Origin of the sequence: Myxococcus sp. CA056, from assembly GCF_013336715.1 — a bacterium.
Lineage (GTDB): Bacteria > Myxococcota > Myxococcia > Myxococcales > Myxococcaceae > Myxococcus > Myxococcus llanfairpwllgwyngyllgogerychwyrndrobwllllantysiliogogogochensis.
In genome coordinates, this window is record NZ_JABUMT010000002.1 from 1,432,564 (window position 1) to 1,456,011 (window position 23,448).

General features: G+C 69.8%; 17 protein-coding genes. 10 read left to right on the forward strand and 7 right to left on the reverse strand.

Annotated features, from left to right (window positions below; genetic code table 11):
• Positions 1-9: 9 nt before the first annotated feature.
• Positions 10-1,635: a malate synthase A gene (aceB, locus tag HUA76_RS13295; RefSeq protein ID WP_174461031.1), complete on the reverse strand. Its 1,626-nt coding sequence runs from the start codon at positions 1,633-1,635 to the stop codon at positions 10-12.
• A 273-nt stretch (positions 1,636-1,908) separates the two neighbouring features.
• Between aceB and HUA76_RS13300 the strand changes: the two genes are divergently transcribed.
• The 6 genes from HUA76_RS13300 (at position 1,909) to HUA76_RS13325 (ending at position 6,905) form a co-directional block, all read left to right on the forward strand.
• Positions 1,909-2,259, forward strand: coding sequence for a PspC domain-containing protein (locus HUA76_RS13300; protein WP_254614152.1), 351 nt, complete (start codon positions 1,909-1,911; stop codon positions 2,257-2,259).
• Between the two features lie 248 nt (positions 2,260-2,507).
• Positions 2,508-3,698, forward strand: a complete 1,191-nt coding sequence (locus HUA76_RS13305; protein WP_174461033.1) for a cytochrome P450 — start codon at positions 2,508-2,510, stop codon at positions 3,696-3,698.
• Positions 3,695-4,039: an antibiotic biosynthesis monooxygenase gene (locus HUA76_RS46280; protein ID WP_174461034.1), complete on the forward strand. Its 345-nt coding sequence runs from the start codon at positions 3,695-3,697 to the stop codon at positions 4,037-4,039. The genes HUA76_RS13305 and HUA76_RS46280 overlap by 4 nt, the downstream gene beginning before the upstream one ends.
• Before the next feature lie 105 nt (positions 4,040-4,144).
• Positions 4,145-5,539, forward strand: a complete 1,395-nt coding sequence (gene fumC / locus HUA76_RS13315) for a class II fumarate hydratase (protein ID WP_174461035.1) — start codon at positions 4,145-4,147, stop codon at positions 5,537-5,539.
• Between the two features lie 141 nt (positions 5,540-5,680).
• The gene (clpP, locus tag HUA76_RS13320; protein WP_141642951.1) at positions 5,681-6,289 is read left to right on the forward strand and encodes an ATP-dependent Clp endopeptidase proteolytic subunit ClpP; all 609 of its coding nucleotides are present in this window, start codon (positions 5,681-5,683) and stop codon (positions 6,287-6,289) included.
• 193 nt (positions 6,290-6,482) lie between these two features.
• On the forward strand, positions 6,483-6,905 hold the full coding sequence (locus HUA76_RS13325; RefSeq protein WP_174457887.1) for a hypothetical protein: 423 nt from the start codon (positions 6,483-6,485) through the stop codon (positions 6,903-6,905).
• An 18-nt stretch (positions 6,906-6,923) separates the two neighbouring features.
• Here HUA76_RS13325 and HUA76_RS13330 read toward each other — a convergent pair whose 3' ends face one another.
• Together HUA76_RS13330 and HUA76_RS13335 are read right to left on the reverse strand one after the other, a co-directional pair.
• Positions 6,924-8,861, reverse strand: a complete 1,938-nt coding sequence (locus HUA76_RS13330) for a bifunctional UDP-sugar hydrolase/5'-nucleotidase (RefSeq protein WP_174461036.1) — start codon at positions 8,859-8,861, stop codon at positions 6,924-6,926.
• A 132-nt stretch (positions 8,862-8,993) separates the two neighbouring features.
• A complete protein-coding gene (locus HUA76_RS13335) occupies positions 8,994-9,452 on the reverse strand; it encodes a DUF3293 domain-containing protein (RefSeq protein WP_141642953.1) in 459 nt (152 codons plus the stop codon).
• A 162-nt stretch (positions 9,453-9,614) separates the two neighbouring features.
• Between HUA76_RS13335 and HUA76_RS13340 the strand changes: the two genes are divergently transcribed.
• Entirely contained in the window at positions 9,615-10,370 is a 756-nt protein-coding gene (locus HUA76_RS13340; RefSeq protein WP_174461037.1) for a hypothetical protein, read from the forward strand.
• A gap of 151 nt (positions 10,371-10,521) precedes the next feature.
• Positions 10,522-11,148, forward strand: coding sequence for a hypothetical protein (locus HUA76_RS13345; protein ID WP_174457890.1), 627 nt, complete (start codon positions 10,522-10,524; stop codon positions 11,146-11,148).
• 7 nt (positions 11,149-11,155) lie between these two features.
• Here the strand turns inward: HUA76_RS13345 and HUA76_RS13350 are convergent, their stop codons facing one another.
• Together HUA76_RS13350 and HUA76_RS13355 are read right to left on the reverse strand one after the other, a co-directional pair.
• Complete coding sequence (locus HUA76_RS13350; RefSeq protein WP_174461038.1) at positions 11,156-11,671, reverse strand: ester cyclase; 516 nt, start codon at positions 11,669-11,671, stop codon at positions 11,156-11,158.
• Between the two features lie 68 nt (positions 11,672-11,739).
• On the reverse strand, positions 11,740-14,079 hold the full coding sequence (locus HUA76_RS13355) for an acyl-CoA dehydrogenase (RefSeq protein ID WP_174461039.1): 2,340 nt from the start codon (positions 14,077-14,079) through the stop codon (positions 11,740-11,742).
• A gap of 143 nt (positions 14,080-14,222) precedes the next feature.
• Here HUA76_RS13355 and HUA76_RS13360 point away from each other — a divergent pair, with 143 nt between their 5' ends.
• Entirely contained in the window at positions 14,223-15,503 is a 1,281-nt protein-coding gene (locus tag HUA76_RS13360; RefSeq protein ID WP_174461040.1) for a phosphatidylserine/phosphatidylglycerophosphate/cardiolipin synthase family protein, read from the forward strand.
• 3 nt (positions 15,504-15,506) lie between these two features.
• Here the strand turns inward: HUA76_RS13360 and nth are convergent, their stop codons facing one another.
• Together nth and HUA76_RS13370 are read right to left on the reverse strand one after the other, a co-directional pair.
• Positions 15,507-16,196 carry an endonuclease III gene (gene nth / locus HUA76_RS13365; RefSeq protein ID WP_371823470.1) on the reverse strand — a complete coding sequence of 230 codons (690 nt, stop codon included), beginning with the start codon at positions 16,194-16,196 and terminating at the stop codon, positions 15,507-15,509.
• A gap of 189 nt (positions 16,197-16,385) precedes the next feature.
• On the reverse strand, positions 16,386-16,892 hold the full coding sequence (locus HUA76_RS13370; RefSeq protein ID WP_141642960.1) for a GNAT family N-acetyltransferase: 507 nt from the start codon (positions 16,890-16,892) through the stop codon (positions 16,386-16,388).
• 203 nt (positions 16,893-17,095) lie between these two features.
• On the opposite strand from HUA76_RS13370, the gene HUA76_RS13375 reads away from it, so the two are divergent.
• A complete protein-coding gene (locus HUA76_RS13375) occupies positions 17,096-23,413 on the forward strand; it encodes a hypothetical protein (RefSeq protein ID WP_217439549.1) in 6,318 nt (2,105 codons plus the stop codon).
• Positions 23,414-23,448: the final 35 nt, after the last annotated feature.

Consider the following 23,448-nt stretch of genomic DNA (forward strand, 5'->3'; position numbering starts at 1 on the left):
CGAAAGGTTTCAGCGGGTGGCATCCAGCGCCGCGTAGGCGGGCAGGGTGAGGAAGTCCTCGAAGGTGGAGGCGGTGGACAGGCGCTCGAAGAGTTCGCGGGCGCGCGTCACGTGGTCGGCGCCGTAGCGCTGCTGGACGCCTTCGCGCTCCAGCTCGGCCATCTCCTCGGCGAGCAGCGCCTGGAACAGCGCGGTGGTCACCTTGCGGCCGTCGTCGAGCGGGGCGCCGTGGTGAATCCACTGCCAGACCTGGGCGCGGGAGATTTCGGCGGTGGCCGCGTCCTCCATCAGGTTGTAGAGGGGCACGCAGCCCAGGCCGCCCAGCCAGGCGGCGGTGTATTGGATGCCGACGCGGAGGTTGTGGCGCAGGCCCTCTTCGGTGCGCGTGCCGGAGGGGACCTTGAGCAGGTCGGCCTCGGTGATGCGGACGTCCTCGCGCTTGTTGGAGAGCTGGTTTTCGCCCTTCATGTTCGCGTCGAAGATGTCGCGAGCGAGGGCGACGAGGCCGGGGTGGGCGACCCACGTCCCGTCGTGGCCGTTCTTCACCTCGCGCAGCTTGTCGGCGCGGACCTTCTCGAGGACGGCCTCGTTGGCGGCGGCGTCACCCTTGATGGGGATGAACGCGGCCATGCCGCCCATGGCGTGGACGTTGCGGCGGTGGCACGTCTGGATGAGCAGTTGGGAGTAGGCGTTGAGGAACGCCTTGTCCATGGTGACCTGGCCGCGGTCCGGGAGGACGACGCTGGTGTCGGACTGGAGCGTCTTGATGAAGCTGAAGATGTAGTCCCAGCGGCCGCAGTTGAGGCCGGCGGAGTGCTCGCGCAGCTCGTGGAGGATTTCGTCCATCTCGAAGGCGGCGGGGAGCGTTTCGATGAGGACGGTGGCCTTGATGGTGCCGCGGGGGATTCCGAGGGTGTCCTGGGCGAGCAGGAACACGTCGTTCCAGAGGCGGGCCTCCAGGTGGCTCTGCATCTTCGGCAGGTAGAAGTAGGGGCCGGTGTTCCGCGTGAGCTGCTCGCGGACGTTGTGGAAGAAGAAGAGGCCGAAGTCGAAGAGGGAGCCGGAGATGGGCTTGCCGTCGATTTCGACGTGGCGCTCGGGCAGGTGCCAGCCGCGAGGACGCACGAAGAGGACGGCGGGCTTCTCGTTGAGGGCGTAGTGCTTGCCGCCGTCGGCGGTGAAGGAGATGCGGCGGCGGACGGCGTCGCGGAGGTTGAGCTGGCCGCGGACGACGTTGTCCCAGGTGGGGCTGTTGGCGTCCTCGAAGTCCGCCATGAAGACGTTCGCGCCGGAGTTGAGCGCGTTGATGATCATCTTCCGGTCCACGGGGCCGGTGATTTCGACGCGGCGGTCCTGGAGGTCCGGAGGCAGGGGAGCCACCGTCCAGTGGCTGTCCCGGATGGCCTTCGTTTCCGGCAGGAAGTGGGGACGCTCGCCCTTGCGCCAGGACGCCTGGACCGTCTTGCGGCGCTCCAGGAGGGCTTCACGGCGTTCGCCGAAGGCGCGGGCGAGGCGGGCGACGAAATCGAGGGCGGCCGGGGTGAGGACCTCGGCGTAATCGGGGTGCCACGGCCCCTTGACGGCCACGCCAGCGCTGAAGGCCGGGGTCTTCGAGGAGGGGGCATCCGCGGTCATCTCGACTCCTTGGCTTGCTGCGTTGTAAATCAGCTTCGACGGGTCGGAAAATGGATCTTCCGAGGGAGGAAAGGAAGTGTCGGTCAATTTGTGCCTGCTTGGCTGTAATGCTGTCAACACCCGCCGGATTAAATCTGTAAATCAACAGACTTGGCGCGGGTTTGGCGGGGAGGGGGCGGCGGGCGGAAGGGATGCAATCAGCGACGCCAGGGTGCGTAGGTAGGGATGAGGGTGCTTGACGCCAAGGGGGTTGCCCCTCTGGGGAGACAGGTCATGGACGCGATGAAGCGGTGCTCGGGATGCGCGGAGGAGATGAGGGCGGAAGCGGCGAAGTGCCCTCGCTGCGGGACGCGAGGGGAGCGGCTTCACCGGGGTGTTGAAGGACGGGCGCTGACGGGCGTGTGCGCGATGCTGGCTCGCGAGCTGGGCATCGACGTGGCGCTGGTCCGCGTGGCGCTCGTCATCGCCACCCTGTTCTCCGGCGGCACAGTGCCCCTCGTCTATCTGCTCCTCTGGGGCTTCACTCCTTCGTCTCCGGTGGGACAGGCCCCGCTGCAGCGCACGATGGAGTGGCTGTCGGGACTCGGGCAGTCGGCGCCTTCTCGCGTCGAGCGCCGCGTCTGAGTGCGAGGATTCACGGGCCCGCGGCCACGGTAGACACGGCTCGCGGGCCCCTCGGCTCGGCGCGGGTCCCCCCGTCAGCGGACGGGGCCCCCCACGCCGGCCGTCCCGCTCCCTTGCGGCACACGGCTCTCGTACACATCCTTCGGCTCATTTCGGTCCGCACCGAAACGTTCGTCCTCGGGGACCCGTAGAAGCTCCTCACCGCTTCGCACTCCATCCCGGCGTGCACGGCGGTTCGAGGACTCCGGATGTCACCCCCTCTGGACCCCATCGCCGCCGCGACCCACCCGGACCCGTACCCCTTCTACGCGGACCTCGTCTCCCGACGACCCCTGTACTGGGATGACTCCCTTCGCCTGTGGGTCGCCTCCAGCTCGGAGGCCGTTCAGGCGGTGCTCACCCACCCCTCCTGTCGCGTCCGTCCTGTTTCCGAACCGGTTCCTCGCGCCCTGCTCGGGTCGGCTCCCGGCGAGGTGTTCCGACGCCTTGCTCGCATGAACGACGGCTCCTCTCACGCCTTCGCACGGCGCGCCCTCGTCGCGCTGCTGCGCACGTGGGCGCCGCCTCACGTCATCGAGGTCTCCGGGCGCTGGACCCGACAGCTTTCGCTTTCGGCTCCGAGTCACACGCTGACCTTTCTGCTCCCGGTGTACGTGCTCGGTGAGCTGCTGGGGCTTTCCTCCGAGTCGCTTCCCCAGGTCGCCTCCTGGACGCGGGATTTTGTTCGCTGCATCGTTCCCGGTGCCCACCCGGACACCCTGGGGCCCGCGACCGTGGCCGCGCGGTCTCTGCGCTCGGTGTTTCGCTCCGCGCTGGAGACCCAGCTCGCACCGGGCTCGTCCGGCGGCCCCCTGGCTGTGCTGGCCCACGAGACGGCCTCGCTGGGGCCCCAGGACTCCTCGGAGGTGGTGGTCGCCAATGCCATCGGTCTGCTCTTGCAGACGCATGACGCCACGGCGGGGTTGCTGGGGCAGGCCCTTCGCGCCCTGCTCACGGACTCCTCGCTGCTCATGGAGGTGCGGGACGACGTGTCGCTGCTTCCTTCGTTTCTCGACGAGGTGCTCCGGTTCGAGTCCCCCGTCCAGAACACCCGCCGGTTCCTGGCCGATGACGCCGTTGTCGACGGACAGGCCATGGCCTCCGGGGATGCCGTGCTCGTCGTCCTCGCCGCCGCCAACCGTGACCCCGCCCTTCATCCGGAACCGCAGCGGTTCGACCTCCACCGGGCGCATCCCCGGGCGCTTGCTTTCGGCGCGGGCGCTCATGCCTGCCCTGGTGATGGGCTCGCGAAGTCCGTGGCTCATGGCTCCCTTTTGGCGCTGCTCTCCTCGGACCTTCGCTCGCTTCGGGCGGCCGTCCTCGGGGCTGCGTGGATGCCCTCGCTCAACTCTCGCATCCCCGTGTTCGCTGCTGCTGCACTCCCGGAGGCTCAACCATGATTGCCGTCATCTTCGAGGCCCGGCTCACTGCCGATGGACAGCGTGAGTACCTGGACCTGGCCGACCAGCTCCGGCCGCTCTTGGCTCGCATCGACGGCTTCATCTCCATCGAGCGCTTCCAGAGTCTGTCCTCGCCAGACCGGCTGCTCTCCCTCTCGTTCTGGCGGGACGAGGCCGCCGTCCAGCAGTGGCGACAGCTCGAGGCCCACCGCGCCGCCCAGGCCCGGGGCCGGGAGTCCGTCTTCGCCGACTACCGCCTGCGCGTCGCCACGGTCCTTCGCGACTACGGACCCCACGCGCGCGAGCAGGCCCCCGACGACAGCCGCCGGGCTCACGGCTGACACCCGGATTGCTCACGGAGCGACGGTCCACACACCTTCCGGGTGCCAACGGCTCCAGCCTGTTATTCGTGGGCTCACGGACACTTTTCGCCAGGAGCCCCGCGCGTGAGCACCCAGAACGTTCGCATCGAGAAGGACACCTTCGGCCCCATCGAAGTCCCCGCCGACCGCCTCTGGGGCGCGCAGACCCAGCGCAGCCTCCAGAACTTCGCCATCTCCACCGAGCGCATGCCCCCCGGCCTCATCCGCGCGCTCGTCCTCGTCAAGAAGGCCGCGGCCCTCGTCAACGTGGAGAACGGCGGCCTGGCTCGCGAGAAGGGCGATGCCATCGTCCGCGCCGCCGATGAAGTCCTCGGCGGCAAACACGACGCCGAGTTCCCCCTGTCCGTCTGGCAGACCGGCAGCGGCACCCAGACGAACATGAACACCAACGAGGTGCTCGCCAACCGCGCCTCGGAGCTGCTCGGCGGAGAGCGCGGCGAGGGCCGCAAGGTCCACGCCAACGACGACGTCAACAAGGGCCAGAGCTCCAACGACGTCTTCCCCACCGCCATGAGCGTGGCCGCCGCCACCTCCCTCGTCGAGCACGTCCTCCCCGAACTGAAGGCCCTGCGCGATGTCCTCGCCGACAAGTCCCGCGCCTTCATGGATGTCGTGAAGATTGGCCGCACCCACCTCCAGGACGCCACGCCCCTCACCCTGGGCCAGGAGCTGAGCGGCTACGTCGCCCAGTTGGACCTCGCGCGCTCCCACCTGGAGCGGACGCTGCCGCACCTGCATGAACTCGCGCTGGGTGGCACCGCCGTCGGCACGGGCCTCAACGCCCCCAAGGGTTATGCCGAGCGCGTCGCGAAGGAGATTGCCCGCCTCACCGGCCTCGGCTTCGTCACCGCCCCCAACAAGTTCGAGGCGCTGGCCGCCAACGACGCGCTCGTCCAGGCCCACGGCGCCCTCAAGGGCCTGGCCGCCGTCCTCTTCAAAATCGCCAACGACATCCGCTGGCTGTCCTCGGGCCCCCGCTCCGGCCTGGGCGAAATCACCATCCCGGAGAACGAGCCGGGCAGCTCCATCATGCCGGGCAAGGTGAACCCCACCCAGAGCGAAGCCCTCACCATGCTCTGCGCCCAGGTCATGGGCAACGACGTCGCCGTCTCCATCGGCGGCGCCTCCGGCAACTTCGAGCTCAACGTCTTCAAGCCCCTCATCATCCACAACGTCCTGCAGAGCTGCCGGCTGCTCGCGGACGGCATGCGCAGCTTCCGGCTCAACTGCGCCGTCGGCATCGAACCCAACCGCGCCCGCATCCAGGAGAACCTGGAGCGCAGCCTCATGCTCGTCACCGCCCTCAACCCGCACATCGGCTACGACAACGCCGCGAAAATCGCCAAGCAGGCCCACAAGGAAGGCAAGACGCTCAAGGAGGTCGCCGTGGCGCTGGGCCTGCTCACCTCCGAGCAGTTCGACCAATGGGTCCGCCCGGAGAAGATGACCGGCCTGTAGGCCGCCCGTGTCCTACACCCCGCCTGGACGCCCCACCGAGGGGCATCCGGGGGGCCATCCCCGTCCCAACCGTGGGCCAGCTCACGCTGCGGGAAGAACGAGCGGGCGCGAGGGCGACAGGACGATTAGGGTAGGAAAGCCATGAACGTCCCTTTCGTCATTGAGACCACGCACCGCGGCGAGCGGGCGTATGACCTGTACAGCCGGCTCCTCAAGGACCGCATCATCATGCTGGGCACGCCCGTCAACGACGACGTGGCCAACATCATCGTCGCCCAGCTGCTCTTCCTCGAGTCCGAGGACCCCGACAAGGGCATCAACCTCTACATCAACTCGCCCGGTGGCTCCGTCACGGCCGGCCTCGCCATCTATGACACCATGCAGTACGTGAAGTGTCCGGTGTCCACCATCTGCGTGGGACAGGCCGCCTCCATGGGCGCCCTCCTGCTGCTGGCCGGTGCCAAGGGCAAGCGCTACGCCCTGCCCAACAGCCGCATCATGATTCACCAGCCGCTCGGCGGCGCTCAGGGCCAGGCCACGGACATCGACATCCAGGCCAAGGAAATCCTCCGCCTGCGCAGCTACATCAACGGCCTCATCGTCAAGCACACGGGCCACACCGTCGAGCGCATCGAGAAGGACACCGAGCGCGACTACTTCATGAGCGCCGAGGATGCCCGCCAGTACGGCCTCATCGACGAAGTCGTGGAGAAGCAGCGCATCATCTCTCCGTCCCCGTCCGCGAAGTAACGGCGCGTCGTCGCACCGCCCCCGCTCTCGTGGCGGAGCGGGGGCCGGGTGGGTGCTTCGAGCCCGCCCGTTGATTCCGCCCCCCGCCGCGCGCAGGTCCTCCGCTGGTGCACCGAGCAGGCGCGAAACCCGCACGCCGCCGTGCCCGCTCCCTTGGCTGCGAGTGTCCTGGCCGATGCCCAAACTTGGACACATGTCCTGGCCCCGCTCGCGCACCCTCCGTCGACTCCTGCTGCCCGCCGCCATCCTGCTTGGAGTGGGCTGCGTGGGGCCCACCGGTCGCCCGCCCGTTCCCCCCTCCTCGGCCTCCGTGCAGGCGGAGCTGGGCGAGCGCGACGTCATCCAGGCCGGTGAGGAATACGCCCGCAACAACAGCTTCGTCCTGGCCCAGGCCGGCGAGGCCGTGGAGATCCGCCCCAACCTCTGGCGCATCCGCTTCGGCTTGAAGGACAAGCCCGGCCGGGGCGTGGAGCTGGAGTTCGACGAGATTGCCCGCCGGGTGACGCGCGCCCAGGAGATTGAAATCCTCCCGGGTTCCACCACCACCCCCGACAACGTCCCCGGACGGGGAGAGGACGTGCCCTCCGGCGGTCAGGGGCGAGGACCCGTCCCCTGACGCGGCCGGAGCCGGCCGCTACGGCAGCGCGGTGATGCGATTCAACGCCGGGGCGGGCAAGGGGCTCGCCGCGCTGCTGTGCGCCTTCAGGTAGGCCTCCATCGCGTCGCTGTCCACGGCGCCACCCAGCCGGTTCGTCCCCTCGGGGAGCACCTCGACGCCATCACCCCCACTCGCGAGGTAGTTGTTCGCGGTGACGCGGTACTCCGCCGTCAGGCTCACTGGCACGCCGTTGATCCGGATGGACGCCGGGTCGACGCGGTTTCCGATGGGCGCCGACGCGCTGAACGCATAGGTGAAGCCCGCCGACGGAAGCAGCATGATGGTGGCTCCCGACGGCTGCCACTGCCCCTCCAGCAGTTGCTCGATTTGCGCGCCCGTCAGCGTCAGGGTGACCAGGCTGTTGCCGAACGGCTGCGTGGTGAAGGCCTCGCCGTAGGTGACCTCTCCCTGGCCGATGTCCGCGCGCAGGCCGCCCGAGTTCATGAAGGCCACCTGCGCCCCACCCAGGTTCGCGGGCTTCGTCGCCTCCAACTGAGAGTCCGCGACGACGAAGCCCAGGGTGGACTGGCCCGCGGAGTCCGTCTGTGACCTGAGCGTCTGCGCCACCCAGCCGATGACCCGGTTGGCCCGCTGCTCGACGAGCCCCTGGTACTTCGTCACCAGCTCCTTCACCGCGCCGACCTCCTGCACGTCGCGAGTGACGATGACGTTGTTCGCTCGCGCCCCCACGACGTCGCCCGTCGCCTTGCTCAACGTCAGGTCGATGTCCGTGACGAGCCGCCCCATCGACGAGGCGCTCGTGACGACCTTGCCATCGATGATGCAGTTGTAGGCCTGATGCGTGTGGCCGCTGACGATGACATCCACCGCGTCGTTGAGGCCCTTGGCGATGCCCACGATGGCACCTGAGATGAGGCCGTCCGCACCCGCGCCCTTGCATTCGTTCACCAGCGAGCCCGGGGCCGGATTGCCGCCCTGGTGCACCACCACGATGATGGCTTCGATGCCCTGCTGCCGCAGCTCCGGCACCAGCGCGTTCACCGTCTGCACTTCGTCCTTGAAGGTGAGCCCCGCCACGCCCGTGGGTATGACGGCTTCCGGCGTGTTCTCCAACGTCATGCCGATGAAGGCCACCTTCACGCCCTCGAACTCGCGCACGTCGTAGCGGGGGAACAGCGTGCGGTCCACGCCCGTGGCCACGTTGGCCGCCAGGTACTTGAACTTCGCGCCCGGGAAGCCATCCCCGTCCAGGCAGCCATCCACCGGGTGGCAGCCGCCCGACTGCATGCGCAACAGCTCCGTGCTGCCCTCGTCGAACTCGTGGTTGCCCACCGCGACCAGGTCAAGACCAATCAGGTTCATCGCCTCGATGGTGGGCTCGTCGTGGAAGAGCGCCGACACCAGCGGCGAGGCGCCGATGAGGTCTCCCGCCGCCACCACCACCGTGTTCGGATTGGTGGCCCGCAGGGCCGCGATGTGCCGGGCGAAGTACGTCACGCCGCCCGCGTTCACCCGCACCGGCCCACCGTCGGGGGCCACGCCCGCCAGAATCTGGCTCGCGGGCTCCTCGAGCTGCCCGTGGAAGTCATTGAACGCGAGCACCTGCACGCTCACCGTGGTGGGACCCGAGTCGGGAGTCCCCGCGTCGGGTCTCCCCGCGTCGGGCGCCCCCGCGTCGGGTGTCCCCGAGTCGGGTGTCCCCGCGTCGGGTGTCCCCGCGTCCGGAGGCGGCTGCAGGACGGGGTGCTGCTCGCAGCGCTTGTCGTCGCAGACCCACTCCTTTCCCTCGGCCGGTGTGCCGTTGTCTTCACGGCAGTCGGCGGCGTCCTGGCACTCGTCACCTCCGCAGCCGCCATGGGCGAAGAGGAACATGCCGGTGACAAACGCTCCGGCGAGCAGGAAGACGCTGGGGCGCGCTCCCGGAAGTGACGAGCGCGGTGTGGCTTGAGGCATCGACGGAACTCCAACGAACGGGGAGGGGGAGCCTACTCAGGTTCGTGGAGGATGGCGCGCCCTTCATGGCGGCACGGTGAAGCTCGCGCCTCGACTTCGTCTCGACACGGGGTTGCGACTCATCGCCCTGCTTCAAGGAGCGGGTGGCGGCGCCTCGCCGCCGCACAGCAGCAACTCCGCGGGCCCCCCGGTGCGGCCCACGAGGACGGCGACCTGTCCGTGGGCGCGGCCGAAGCGCTCCGCCTCCGCGCGGGGCAGGCCCGGCACGAAGAGGCTCTGCTCGGACCAGCTCCCGTCCTCCGCCTCACCGATGGCGGGCGCCACCACCCAGCCGCCCGCGATGAGCTGGGAGGTCAGCCGCTCCTGCGCGCGCTGGTTCTCGTCCTTGCCCCGAGGGCGCGAACCCGGATTCCAGGCCGTCAGGAAGGCCCACTCCCGATGCCCCCGTGCCGCCAGGGCGGCGTCGAGGGCGGGGTGCAGCCTTCCAACTCGCAGCACCTGCTCCACGCCTTCCGTGGAACCATGGGGGCGAATGACATACCGCGTCGCCCGGTAGGCTCCCAGCAACCGCTCCTGGTCGAGCTGTCTCATCGCCTCATTCTCGCGTTGCCGACACCCCGCTGTCAGCCCCGGGGGCGACAGGTTCTGGCAAAAAGGTGTCTGGATATTCCCGGTGAATGTTCAGAACCCCTCAACGTCTGGTGCCCTCGCAACGTTCCAATGAGGGGGCGTTTGGACGTGGGGCGGATCCAGATGATGCGTCGTGCCGTGGTCGTCGCCGCGCTGTGCGGGGGCTTGGGGGGGACCGGCTGTGTTTCGGTGAGTCATGTCCAGACAGCCGACACGCTGGGCGCGGGCAAGTTCCAGTTCGCCATCGAGCCAGGCGTCGGGGGCGCCGCCGTCATTGGTGAGAGCGGGGCGGCTGGCGTCTACTATCCACACATCGACCTCGCGGCGCGCTTCGGCGTGACGGAGCGCTTGGACCTGGGCGTGCGCTTCGGCTCGTCGCTGGCCGAACTCCAGTCGAAGTTCCTGCTCACCACCCCCGATGACCCGAACCTGGCAATCTCCCTGGCGCCCTCGGTGATGGGTGTCTTCGTGGGAAACGATGACGCCGCCGTGGGCAGCTACGTCAACCTGGCGGTGCCCTTGCTGGTGGGCTTCAAGACGGCGGGCGGCTCGGAGCTGGTGCTGGGGCCTCGCGTGTCCGCGACGCGAATCGCCGCGGGCAGCTCCACCGAAAACGCGGCGGTGAATCTGCTGAGCGTGGGTGCCTCGGTGGGCTACGCGCTGCGCGTCACCGAGGGTTTCCGCCTGATGCCCGAGGTGGGCATCTCCGTCCCCATCGTCGGTGAGTTCAACACCACGGATTCCAGTTCGGAGCTGGGCGCGGGCTTCGAGGGAGGCTTCGTCCAGTTCAAGCTGGGCTTCCTCTTCGGCCGCGGTCGTTCCATCCGGCGCGACGTGCGGGACTACAACACCGCCGACTCGAGCGACGTCGACATCTGACGTGGCTTCCCTTCGGGCCCGGGCAACGGCTGTCCTGGGCTCGGTGGGTGGATGATTGTCCTTGTCTCTGGGTGTGGGGCGCGCGCTCGTCCTTCTTCCGCTAACCTGCCCGACTCCGGGCGTGCAGGGTCCGGTCAGAAAGAGGCTCGACATGGACTCGGTGGATGCGCGGCTGGAGCGACTGGAGCGCCGCTGTCGGCGGTTGCAGGGACTCACCTTCTCGGCGCTCGCGCTGGCGGGAGTGGGGCTGGGCACCGCGGCGTTGAAGCCCGCGCCGACGCTGGGGGGAGAGCTGGTGGCCTCGCGCCTGGTGCTCAACGATGCCCAGGGCCAGCGCCGGGCCTCGCTGGGGCTGGATGACTCGGGTGCCGCGGGGCTGGTGCTCCATGACGGCGCGGGACGTCCGCGCGCCTTGCTGGGCGTGGCGGTGGATGGCTCGCCCCGGCTGCGCTTCTCCACGGCCGGCGGCGAGTCCCTGGCCGAACTCACCGTGTACTCGGATGAAGCGCCGCGCCTGACGCTGTCCAAGCCCGGTGGCGTGGACCTGTTCGCGGTGGGGCTCCAGGTGGACGGCTCCTCGCGGCTGGAGCTGGCGGACGCGGACGGGCGGCCTCGCGCGATTCTGGGCGCGGATGAGCACGGCTCGCCGGGGCTGATGCTGGTGGACCGCCGGGGTCAGCCTCGCGTGGAGCTGAAGGTGAGCCCCGCCGACGGCGCCAGCCTGCGCGTGGAGGGCCGCGACGGCGAGGTCTTCCAGGCGCCCGCCGTCCTGCAGTGATTCCGCGTCACTGCTGGGGCGGAACGATTTTGTAGCCGCGTTGCAGGAGCGGGGCGAGGCGGTCGGAGATGTCCCAGGACTCCACCACCTTGCCGTCGCGCATCCGGTAGAGCGAGTGGCCGTTCAGCGCGAGGGGACGGGGCTTGCCCGTGTCGTCCGGGTGCTTCACGTCCGTGCCCTCGGCCTTCCAGTGCACCAGCACCATGTCTCCGTCCGCCACCACGTGGAGGACGTCGAAGCGCAGGTCCGGGAAGGCCTGGAACGTTGCCTCGGCCTGCTGGCGCACGGCGGCCGGACCCACCACGTCCGTGGGCGCTCCCGTGGAGTGGTCCACGTAGTCCTCGGAGAACAGCTCCGCGACGCGGTCCAGCTTGCGCAGGTTGTAGAGCTCCTCGGTGAGCAGTCGCGCCTGCTGGCGGTTCTGCTCCTCCAGCGCGGCGGCGCGCTCCACCGGAGACACGGACGCACACGCGGACAGCATTCCGAGCACGCAGAGCCACATCGTCGTCGCGGGGCTTTTCATGGCCTGGGAAGCTGCGCAGCGCCGCCCAGGCCGTCAGCCCCCCGAGGTCCCCGAGTGTTCACCGCACGTCAGGGCGACAGGTGCCCCAGGCCGATGGGCGAGGCGAGGCAGCTGTCTGGAATGCCGAAGGCATCCACCAGCGCCACCGCGTCCGGACGCAGCTCCGTGCAGAGCTTCACGACCTCCTTGCGGATGGCCAGGGCCTTGTTGCCCTCCATGAGCCCGTTCTCCTGGAACCAGCCGCTCGACGACTCCAGGCACGACAGGCCATAGAGGTCGCACAGCCGTCCCAGGACGACCTTGAGCCCCTCGTCCTTCACCGTCGCCACGCCGTGGAGGAACTGCTCCAGCACCACCCGCTCGATGTGCGCGTGCGCCAGCGCGACCAGGTGCGCCTGCACCTGGTTGAAGGCGCTGAACGCCTCCACGCCCGCGGACATCCGCTTGCGCAGCCGCTTCGCCACCGAGGCCAGCAGGTCCTCCTCGCGGTAGCGCAAGAGCCGGAGCTGGAAGTCGCCGTCGCGCAGGTGCTCGCTGCCGGTGCGCCGCGTCGCGATGGGGTTTCGGTCCGCCACCGACGTCGCCCTGTCGGCGATGAGCTTGAGCACCGCGAAGACGCGGTCATCCTCGAAGCGCTGCCGGTAGTCCGTCAGCAGGCTCTTGGCGACCAGCTGCATCAGCACCGTGTTGTCGCCCTCGAACGTCGTGAAGATGTCCGTGTCGGCCTTCAGCCCCGGCAGCCGGTTGGCCTCCAGATAACCCTGGCCTCCGCACGCCTCGCGCGCCTCCTGGAGCACCGCCGTCACGTTCCACGAGGCATACGCCTTGAGACCCGCCGCCAGGGCCTCCACCTCCATGGAGTCCTCCTCGGTGCGCTTCACGTAGCGCTCCACCAGGTACTCCAGCGCGAAGTCGAGCGCGTACGTCTTCGCCAGCGGCCTCAGCAGGCGCAGCTGGTGCGTCTGGTGGTCGAGCAGCCGGACTTCCGTTGCGCCCGGAGGACCGAACTGCCGGCGCAAGTCCGCGTAGCGAACGGCGATGGTCAGCCCGCTCTTGGCCCCGCTCAGCGACGCGCACGCCACGCTCACCCGCCCCGCGACGAGCGTGCCCAGCATGGTGAAGAAGCGACGTCCGTCGCTGGAGATGGAGCTGGTGTACTCGCCGTCGGCGCTCACCTGTCCGAAACGGTCCAGCAGGTTCTCCCGAGGCACCCGCACGTGGTCGAACCAGATGCGGCCGTTGTCCACGCCGTTGAGCCCCATCTTCCGGCCACAGTCCTCGATGCGCACTCCGGGCAGCAGCCTGCCGCGCTCATCGCGCAGGGGCACCAGGAGGGCGTGCACGCCCAGGCCCTTGCCGCCCACCTCCAGCTGCGCGAACACCGTGGCGATGCGGCCGTGGACCGCGGCGTTGCCAATCCACTCCTTGCGCGCGGAGTCCGACGGCGTGTGGACAAGGAAGTTTCCGGCCTCCGCGTCGTAGCGCGCCACCGTCTCCACGTCGCGCACGTTGGAGCCGTGCCCCAGCTCGCTCATGGCGAAGCATCCGGGCAACTCCAGCGTGGCGACCTTTGGCAGGTACTCGCGGTGGTGCCGCTCCGTGCCGAGGAAGAGGATGCTCGCGCCGAACAGGCCGAAGTGGACACCCGCCTTCACCACGAGGCTCATGTCGAAGAACGCCAGCGTCTCGAACGCGGCGATGAAGGCGCCCAGGTCCGCGCCCGCCTCGTCACCTTCCGGGAAGGCGATGCGGCCCAGGCCCTCGTCCGCCAGTTGCTTGAGCCAGTCGAAGACCTGCTCGCGCTGCTTCGCCGTGTCTTGCGTGGGCTGCTGGCGGAAGGCCGGGTCTTCCAGCCACGTGCGCACCTTCGAGCGGACCTCCGGGTACTTGCGGTCCAGCACCGCGCGCAGCGCCTCCGGGGCGAAGGACGTGGGCTCCGTGGGGCCGACGCGGCGTGGCTCGTGCGCGGCGGAGGGGACGAGGGCGCGAACGGCGTCCCGGCTGGAGACCCCCAGCACCGCCTCCACGGAGGCCAGCGCGCGCACCAGTTCGGGGACGGACGGGGGCAGCTCCTTCGTGCCGGAGACCAGCTCGGCCAGCTTCGCGCCCAGCTCCGCGAGGCTGTCCTGGGGACTGAGGGCCAGTCGCGTGGCGGCGGCGCGGATGTGCTCGCGCACCAGCGCCAGCTCGTTGGAGGTGGGCGGCAGCAGCGGGTCCAACCAGCGCGCGAGCACGGAGGTGGAGCGCAGGTCCAGCCAGGGCTGGGCGCGGGCCGCGTTGCCGAGCATCCGTATCTCCGCGGGTGTCAGCTCTCCGTCCGTCCAGGCCACGTACAGCATGGGCACCAGCGGCGCGAGGCGCGGCAGCGACAGCAGCTCCTTCGCGGTTGGACGAATCTCTTCCACCATAAGTCGACACTCCAGCAGGCGAGGGAACGGGCGCAGTGTGGACAGCATGGCGCCGGGCGGCAATGGGAGAGAGCACTCGGCTGTCGGGCAGGCGGGCGGGCCCTGCATGCCGGGGCCGGAGAGTGTCCCTAGCTTGCCACGTCATGGACGAGCCCCAGGACCTCACGGAGACGGAGATTCTGCCCCAGCCGGGCGCCCACGGCTTTGACGGCGCCAGGGAGCGCGGCAGGCACGAGATGCATGGCCCCTTCGTGCTGCCCCCCGGGCCCCAGGGGTTCTCGTTCTCCCTGTACCAGTCCACCGGCGCCGCGTTGATGCCGGGGCACCGGCTGGAGCTGCTCGACAACGGCGCGGTGTTCGACCGGATGCTGGAGGACATTCACGCGGCGCGGGAGAGTGTCCACATCCTCGTCTACATCTGGCGGCCGTGTGACGTGTCGGACCGCATCATCGAGGCGCTGGTGGAGCGCTCCGGCGCGGGTGTCGCGTGCCGCGTGGTGGTGGATCCGGTGGGCAGCGAGGAACTCAGCGGCGACAAGGACTTCGACCAGAAGGTGGAGAAGGTGCTCTGCGAGGCCGGGGTGGAGGTTCACTACTACCGGCTGCTCGCGGGCAAGGTGATGGGGCGCCTGTTGGGGCGCACGCACCAGAAGCTGGTCATCATCGACGGACGCATCGCGTACACGGGTGGTTTCGGCTTCTGGAAGGTCTGGGAGGGCAACGGTCAGTCGCCCGAGGAGTGGCGAGACACGAGCGTCCGTGTCGAGGGCCCCGCCGCGCGCGAGATGCAGCTCTCCTTCTCGCGTTACTGGCAGGAGTCGGGCGGCGGACTGCTGCCTCCGAGCACCTTCCCGGAGCCCGCGCTGGTGGGTGACTCCGAGGCGTGCTTCGTGGAGAGCTCGGGCAAGCTGGGCATCACGGATGCGGAGCGCATGGTGCGCATGGTCATCGCCGCCGCGCGTGAGCGCCTGTGGATCGCCAACGCGTACTTCTCTCCACCCAACGAGATTCTGGAGCAGTTGGAGGAGAAGTGCCGGCAGGGCGTGGAGCTTCGCATCCTGGGTCCCGGGCCCATCCATGACGTGAAGGTCATCCGCGCCTCGCAGCGCTCCACGTACGAGCGACTGCTGGACGCGGGCGCGCGCATCTACGAGTACCAGCCGTCGATGATGCACGCGAAGACGATGCTCGTGGATGACTGGCTCGCCGTGGTGGGCTCCACCAACATGGACTCGCTGTCGCTCAACAAATTGGGTGAGGGCTCGCTCGTCATCAACGACGCGGAGTTCGTGCGCAAGATGGAGCGCTGCTGGGCGAAGGACCTGCGTGTCTCCAAGGAAATCTCGCTGGAGAACGGGGGCCGCACCAACCCGTGGCGACGGTTGGCTCGCAGGGCCACGCAGCTCGTGGGCCATGACCGCTGACGGTCAGCGCGGGTTCGTCACGCCGACCTGACGACAGGACGCGAGCACCGGACAGGTGGAGCACCGGGGCCGCGAGCCGGTGCACACGTGCTTGCCGAAGGGCACCAGCAGGCGATTGAGCTCCACCCAGTACCTGCGCGGGAGATGCGTCTCCAGGGCCGCCATCGTCGCCTCGGGTGAGCCGGCCTTCACGTAGCCCCAGCGGTTCGTCACGCGGTGCATGTGGATGTCCACGCTGATGGCCTCGTGGCCGCAGGCGATGCCGAGCGCCAGATGCGCGCACTTGGGCCCCACGCCCTTGAAGGACTGGAGCACCTGGGCGTCACAGGGCAGCTTTCCGCCGAACTCGTTCCGGGTGCGCACGGCGATGGCGTGGAGTTGGTGCGCCTTGGCGTCGTGGAAGGTGACGGGGCGGATGAGGGCGTCGAGGTCGTCGGGGCGCATGCTCGCGAGCGCTTCGGGGGTGGAGGCGCGCTGGAGCAATGCGAGCGCGGCGGGCAGGCTCACTTCATCGAGGGTGCGGATGGAGAGGATGCAGGCGACGAGCTGCTCGAAGAGGCTGTCGTGGCCTCGTGCCGCGAGCGCGAACATCGCCGCGTCCGCGAAGTCGCTCACCGCTTCGCGCACTCGCGCCAGCACGTCGTCGATGTCGAAGGGAACTTTGTCGGCGCGCGGCTCGGGTTCGGTGACCACGCCTGTGTTGTCCGGACGTGCTCGCACGGTTCGCGTGCTGGTCCGGGACGGGGCCTGACGGCTTGTCGCGCGGCGATTCCGGGGTGTCGTCGCCATCCCTCTCCTCCCTGGGTTTCGAGGGAAGATGAGGACCTTCACGGGAACGGGTCCGCGGGTGCCTCCTGCCCGGTGGCAGGGCAGGGGAGCGCGTCAGCCGGGCGGCTTCGTCAGGTCCAGCGCGTACCAGTGGTCGCAGCCGAAGTGCCCGGTTCTTCCCAGGGGCGCGCACAGCGGAGTGAAGCCCAGGCGCCGGTAGAGCTTCTGGGCCTGGGTCATCGAGGCGAGGGTCTCCAGGTAGCAGCGGTGGAAGAACGCCTCGCGCGCGAAGTCGAGGCAGCGGCGCACCATGCGCTCGCCCACTCCCAAGCCCCGGGCCTCAGGCAGGAAGTACATCTTGCGCAGCTCGCACACGCTGGGGTCGCCGCCTTCCAGTGGTGCGATGCCACCTCCTCCCAGGATGCGGCCCGCTCGCTCCACCACGAAGTAGGCGTGGCGGGGGTGCGCGTAGGCGGCGGACATGGTGTCGACCTCCGCGTCATGCAGCGCGAAGCCGGGGCCATCCGCGCCGAACTCCGGCATCACCGCGCGGATGATGGAGGCGATGTGCTTGTCGTCCTGGGGCTGAATGGGGCGCAGTCGCAGTTCGTCAGTACTCATGCGGGGCACACGGTTTCATGGATGCGGACCGAGGGCCAGAGAGACCCAGGGGGCTGACGGGTGCGTCGGGGTGCACGCACCTGTTGTGCACCCGGCTGCACAGGTGGCACACAGCCGGCGCACCCTGAAGTGGGGCCCCGGTTTCCTCCCCTGGGAGAACCCAGGCATTCTGGGTGGCATGTCCGTTGTAGAGGGGGAACCCCATGTACTGCCCTGACTGCCGACAGGAGCGCCTGGGTCAATTCAGCCAGTGCGCCTTGTGCGGTACGGCGATGACCTCGCGCCCCCGTTCCGAGCTGGAAGCGGAGCTTGCTCACGTCCACTTCCTCCTGTCCGAGCTGACTCGCTGGGATTCCTCCGAGGTTCCCTCCAACGTCCGGCGCTTCCTCTCCGAACGCTACGAGCGGCAGTCTCGAATCCTCCTATCCGTGCTCGCTGAGTCGCCCGCTCCTCTCGCGGGGACCGGGCAGCGTGCCGCTCGGGTGGAGGGCGTCGCGGATGCTGGCGAGGCGCGGACGGTCGTGGTGGCGGGCACGGGCGAGGCTGCTGCGCGGGCAAGCGCGATGCTCCACGCGGCTTCGGGCGAGGACGCGGTGCGGGCGGGCGTGACGGGCTCGGCGGCTTCGGGTGATGACGCGGCGCACGCAGGGGTGATGCGCCACACGGATGCGGACGTGGCGCATGCGGGTGTGAAGGGCTTCTCGACTTCGGACGAGGACGCGGTGCGGGCGGGCGTGGTGCGCCACACGGACGGGGGCGTGGCGCATGCAGGTGTGAAGGGCCTTGCGGCTTCGGGTGACGACGCGGTGCAAGCAGGCGTGATGCGCCACACGGATGCGGATGTTCCGCACTCAGGTGCGACAGGCTTCGCTGCATCGGGTGTCGACGCGGTGCGGGCGGGCGTGGTGCGCCACACGGATGCGGACGCGCTGCACTCAGGTGCGACGGGCTTCGCTGCATCGGGTGACGACGCGGCACGGCCGGGCGTGATGCGCCACACGGATGCGGATGTGGTGCAGGCGGGTGCGACAGGCTTCGCTGCATCGGGTGATGACGCGGCACGGCCCGGCGTGGTGCGCCACTCGGATGCGGATGTGGTGCAGTCAGGTGTGACAGGGCTCGCGGCTTCGGATGTGGCGCAGGCGAGTGCGATGCGCCAGGCGGCCTCGGACGAGGCCGTGGCTCAGGTGGATGGGTTGCACCTCGCGGCCTCGGCGCTCTCGGATGAGGAACTGGCGCGTGCGGATGCGACGCCCCGCGCGACTTCGGATGCCGTGGAGTCCTCTGTCGCCTCTCCGCGGGACGCGGCTCGACTTCCTTCGGTGGTTTCGAGGGACGCCGCGGCGCGAGAGGCTGCCGCCGCCGCGAGTGCCGCGCGTGCGGCCTCGGGAGCCTCGGTGGTTTCGGGTGAGGAAGCGGCGCGGTTGCTGGCTGCTTCCGTGGAGGCGGCTCGTGCCTCGCGAGGTGATGCGACGTCGGCGCCTCGCAACCAGGCTTCGGCCGCGCAGCAGGCCCGTCCCGGTGCTCCGAATCGGGTGAAACCTCCGACGCAGCGAGAGCCTGGGGCGGAAGAGCTCCCTCTGCCCGAGAACCCCTCACAGCCTTCGTTCGAGGCGCCTCCGCCCCGGAATGCGACGGCGCGACTCGTCGAGGAAACCTCCACGTGGAATCGCGTGTGGAGGCCGTTCCTCTACGAGAGCATCATGTGGTTCGTCGGTGCCTTCCTCATCCTCTCGGGCACCCTCTACTTCGTCTTCGAGAGCTGGGCCGGAATGTCCTCCGTCACCCGCTCGCTCACCGTCTTCGGCATGACCGTGGGCTACTCCGCTGGCTTCTCCGTCTGGGGCGCGTACCTCGCCCGTCGCGAGGCGCTGCGCAACCCGGGGCGCATCCTCGGAATCATCGGCTCCGCGTCCGCGCCGATCGCCGGCATCGCGCTGGGGCCCATGGAGTTCGGAGACGCGCTGCTGCTCGGGGGCGTCAACACGGTGATGCTCATCCCGCTGCTGCTCGGCTGGGCCGTGGGCGCGGCCTTCCTCGTGCGCAAACCGGCGGATGCGTTCGATGCGCCTTCGCGTCCCTTCGTCCAGGTGGCCCTCGTCGCGAGCACGCTGATGATGGGACTGGCGCCGCTGGCCGCGAAGCTCGGCGGCACCGCGCTGTGGCTGAACATCCTCCCGTGCGTCCTCTTCTTCCTGCTGTCCGCGCGACCCGTGGCCAGACCGCGCGAAGGCGCCGAGCTCACCTTCGCCCTGGGCGCGCCCCTCTACCTGCTCCTCGTCTACGCCGTCCGCCTCCACGTGGCGCTCGTCGATGCCGGAACGCCGCCGGACGTGCGCGTCTATGCGCCCTTCCTCGCGTTCCTCCTCGCCGCCATGCAGCGCTTCCGCTCGCTGCCTGCCGAGCGCGCGGCGGATCCGCTCGCCCTGGGCGTGGCCTCGCTCCAGGTGATGTGTCTGGTGGCCGCCATCGGCGCGCCGCCGCCGACCTTGTTCGTCACCGCCGCCGTCACCACGTGGACCCTGGTGTCCCTGGCTCGCGGCGCCATCGGTCGCCTGCCGTGGGTGTACCCCGCCTATGCGGCGTCCTACTTCGCCTATGCCACCAGCGGGCAGCTCATCCCTGGCCCCGTGAAGCGCCTGATCGCCGCGCTCAAGGCCGCGCTCGGCTACCCCGACGCGGGCAAGCTGCCCTTGCAGTACGGCGCCCTGACGGCGATGCCGTTCATCCTCGCCGGCGTCGTGCTCGCGGTGTCGCGCCTGTGGCGCGGTGAGCGCACGGGCAATGCGCGGGACATCGCCTTCGCGGAGGTGCTCTTCCGCTCCACCGCCGTGGCCAGCGTCGTCTTCACCGTCTACGGCCTGGCGGGGCCCGACACGCGCCCGGGATTCTGGAGCGTGCTCGGGCTGTCCCTCCTGTGCCTGGTCACGGGTCTGCTGGTGGAGCGCTTCTACCTGACCGTCGTGGGCGCGCTGCTGTCGCTGTTGGTGCCGGTGCTGGCCGCCGACGTGCTCTCGGTTCCGGCCGCTGCCGTCGTGTCCGGGCTGCTGTCGCTCGCGCTCGCGGGGGTCTGCACGGTGTGCACCGCGCGGACGCGCTCGTTGCTGGCGCCCATCGCGGGGCTCATCGCCACCGCGGGCCTCTTCATGGGCCTCGGCAGCAACTTCGGCTTCGTGGCCATGACGGGCGCGGTGCTGTGCGCGGTGAGCACGCTCGTCGTCGCGTGGGCGCTCCGGAGTGAGTACGCCATGGCCTATGCCGCCCTCCTGGCGGCGGCCCTCGTGCCGAAGTTCGCCATCCAGGTCTCGTCCACCGCGATGGCGTTCTCGCTGGTCTTCGTCGCGCTGGCTCTGGCGGTGCTGGCCGAGCGAGGACGGCTGCTGCGTCTGCTGGGCGGGGTCGCCGTCTTCTACGCGCTGTTCGGTTTCGTGGCGGGTGCCGTCGGCCAGGTGAGCGGACTGGGGCTGGTGGTGCTCCTGGCCGCGGCGGCCATCGCCGTGGTGTCGCGCACGTTCCCCCTCAGCCGGCCGCTGGCGGTGTTCATCGCCGCCTTCGCGCTGCTGCCCGACATCTCGAACTTCTATGCGCCCTGGAATGGAATGATGACGCCGGGGATGTCCCTGGGGTTGTTCCTCCTCTGGGGTCTGGGTGCCTCGCTCTGCGCGGCGCGATGGGGGCGCGGCGCGAGCACCACGGTCGCCGGACTGGTGGCGTGGGTCTTCCCGCTGGTCGCCGTGGTGGAAGCGAGAAGCTCACAGGGCGGCATGTTCCTGCTCGGCGCGGCCTTCGTGGCCCTGCTCACCGCGCGGGCGATGCCGGCCGGGCTCAGCGTCGCGGTGGCGGCGCTGTATGCGACGATGGGCCTGTACTCGGAAGGCCCCGTGGTGCTGCTGGGGTTGTCCGCCGTGCTGGGGCTCCTGGCCGTGGCGGAGGAAATCCCGGCGGTGTTGGCCGTCGGCGCGGGAGGAAAGCGATTCGCGTGGGTGGCCACCCTGGCATCGGCCCTGGTGCTGGCCATCGTGGTGGTGCGCTGGGACGATGCGCATCCCGCGTGGATGGTCTCTGGCGCGATGCTGCTTCCGCTGCTGTGGACGCGCGCCACCCGGCAGCCCGTCTTCGCCAGCCTCGCGGTGCCGTATGCCTTCGTCGGCTTCCTGGCGATGGGCGGCACTCCGCCCACCTGGGCGTATGCGCTGCCGCTGGTGTCACTCGCCGTGGCACGGGCCGTCGCGCATGTGCCCGCGTTCAGCTCCCTGCTGCTCCGCTCGAACGAGGAGAAGGAGCGCGACGCGCTGTCCCTGTGGATGCAGTTGGCCCTCGCCTGCCTCACCCCGATGGTGATGATGGCGCCCTGGATGGGGCCAACGCCCGTGTACTTCCTCACGGCGTCGCTGGCGTTGATGCCCGGGCCGCGTCCGTTCATGCGGGTGTGCGGCGCTTCGCTCCTGCTGCTCGTCATTCCGGAGGCGAGGCCTGTCGTCACCAGCATGCTGCTCGCACTGGCCCTGACTGAGCACCATGCGCCCTCCGCTGTCTGGGCCTTCTTCCGGAGCCCACCGGATGTCTACCTGCGTCGGGCCTCCGTCATCACCGCGCTGGCCATCGCGGTGCTGCCGGTGCTGGATGACCCGTCGCCGCCGCGACTGGCGGGGCTCGCGGCCGTGGTGACGGCGTCCGCGTTCCTGCTGTCGCGCCGGTGGCTGCTGGTGCCCGCCGTCTGGGTGCTCGCGCTGGCGACGGCGGGACGGACCGAGGCGTATGACTTCCTGGAGTGGAGGCCGGAGACGGGGCTCGCCGTCATCGCGGTGGCGCTGGGCGCGGGCCTGTTGTCCGCCCTCTGCCAGTCCGGAGCGATGCAACGCGCGCTCAGCGCGGTGGCGTTGAAGCTGACTCCCGGTCTGGAAGGCACCTGGAGCGAGCCGCTATGGGTGGGGAGCGCCGGAGCGCTCGCGCTGCTGCTCCTGGGACGACTGGCGGATGCGGGGCCGGGAGCGCTGGCGTCGCACGTGGCGGCGGGCGCGGTCCTCACGTCCCTGGTGCTGATGGTCGCTCGTGAGCGGTGGATGGCGAACGTGGCCACCGTGCTGCTCGCGGCCTCGCTGGTCGCCGCGGTGCCGGTGTTGTGGCTCCCCGCCGTCATCAGTGGCGCGGGCCTGGTGCTGTGCGTAGGGGGCATGGTGCTCGACTCGCGCGGGGTGCGCGTGGGCGCGGCCCTGCACCACGGCGGCTGGGTGCTGGCCCTGCTGTCGCTGGCCTCGCTGAGAGACCTGGAGCACCTGGCGACGCCGCTGTGCTTCCTCTTCGGTCTGGCCTCCGCGTGGACGGTGGTGTGGCGTCGGCGCGAGCGCGAGGTGGTCGGCTGGCTGGCCTCACTCGCGGCGGCGCACGGCGCGCTGATGCACCTGGGCGCGGTGTACTCGTCCGGGCGGGGCTCGGAGTTCATCCTCCCGCACTTCGGCGCGGCCAGCGCCGTGCTCGCCACGTTGGCGCTGTTCCTGGCGGGCGCGAAGCTCCGGCGGGGCGTGGGCCTGGGCTTCACCGTCGTCGCGCTCACCGAGGTCCTCCTCGGGTTGTCGTTCCTGGGCGCGACGGGAGATGCCTTGCGCGAAGCACTGGTGGCCTGCATCGCGCTGGCGGTGCTGTTCGTCGCGCTCGTGCGCCACGCCGCCGTGGAGAAGGACGAGCCGGCGGCGTTCCTCGCCCAGGCCGTGCTCGCGCTGGGCTACCTGTCCGTGCGCCTGCTGGGCATGGGGACGAGCCCGAGCACCGGGGACAGCCTCGCGGCCCTCGTCGGGGGCGCCCTCTTCACGGGCCTCTACTTCTTCGTGCAGCGCGAGGGCTCCAGTCTGGCCGTCTTCCGCAGGCCCGCGCTGTGGGGCGCATACCTCTTCCCGCTGGCGGGGTTGTTGTCAGCGCCCTGGGGCGAGCCGCTCCAGGTGGCGGCCCTGCTCGTGGGACACGCCGCGCACTTCGCCGCGCTGGCGTCGCATCCGACGCGTCGAGGGGTCGCCTCGCTCGCGTCGGTGGTGGCCTTCAACGTGGCGCTCTACCTCGTGTGGCAGGGCACCGGCCAGGGCGAGCCGCAGTTCTACGTCATCCCCGCGGGGCTCTCGCTGCTCGCGTTGCTGCGCGTGTTCCGAGGCGCCATCGACGAGGACACCTACGCGCGGCTGCGCGCGCTGGCCGTCACCGTCATCTACGTGGCGGGAGCGTGGAAGCCGCTGATGTTCAGCGACGGCAGCGCGATGCTCCTGTGCGTGTTCCTCTGCGTGGTGGGCGTGGGCTTCGGCATCGCCCTGCGCATCCGCTCCTACGTGTACCTGGGCACCGCGTTCCTGGTGACGTGCATCGCGGCGAACCTCGTGCGCTTCGGCATGAGGGACCACCGCGTCGCCGCCGCATCGCTGTTCCTCCTGGGCCTCTTCGTCATCGGCTCCATGGTGATGCTCAGCGCCCACCGTGCCGCACTCCTCCAGAGGTACGCACGGGTTCGCGCACTGCTGTCCACCTGGGAGGGCTGACACTTCGAGTTCTTGGCGGCACCCCCAAAAACGTG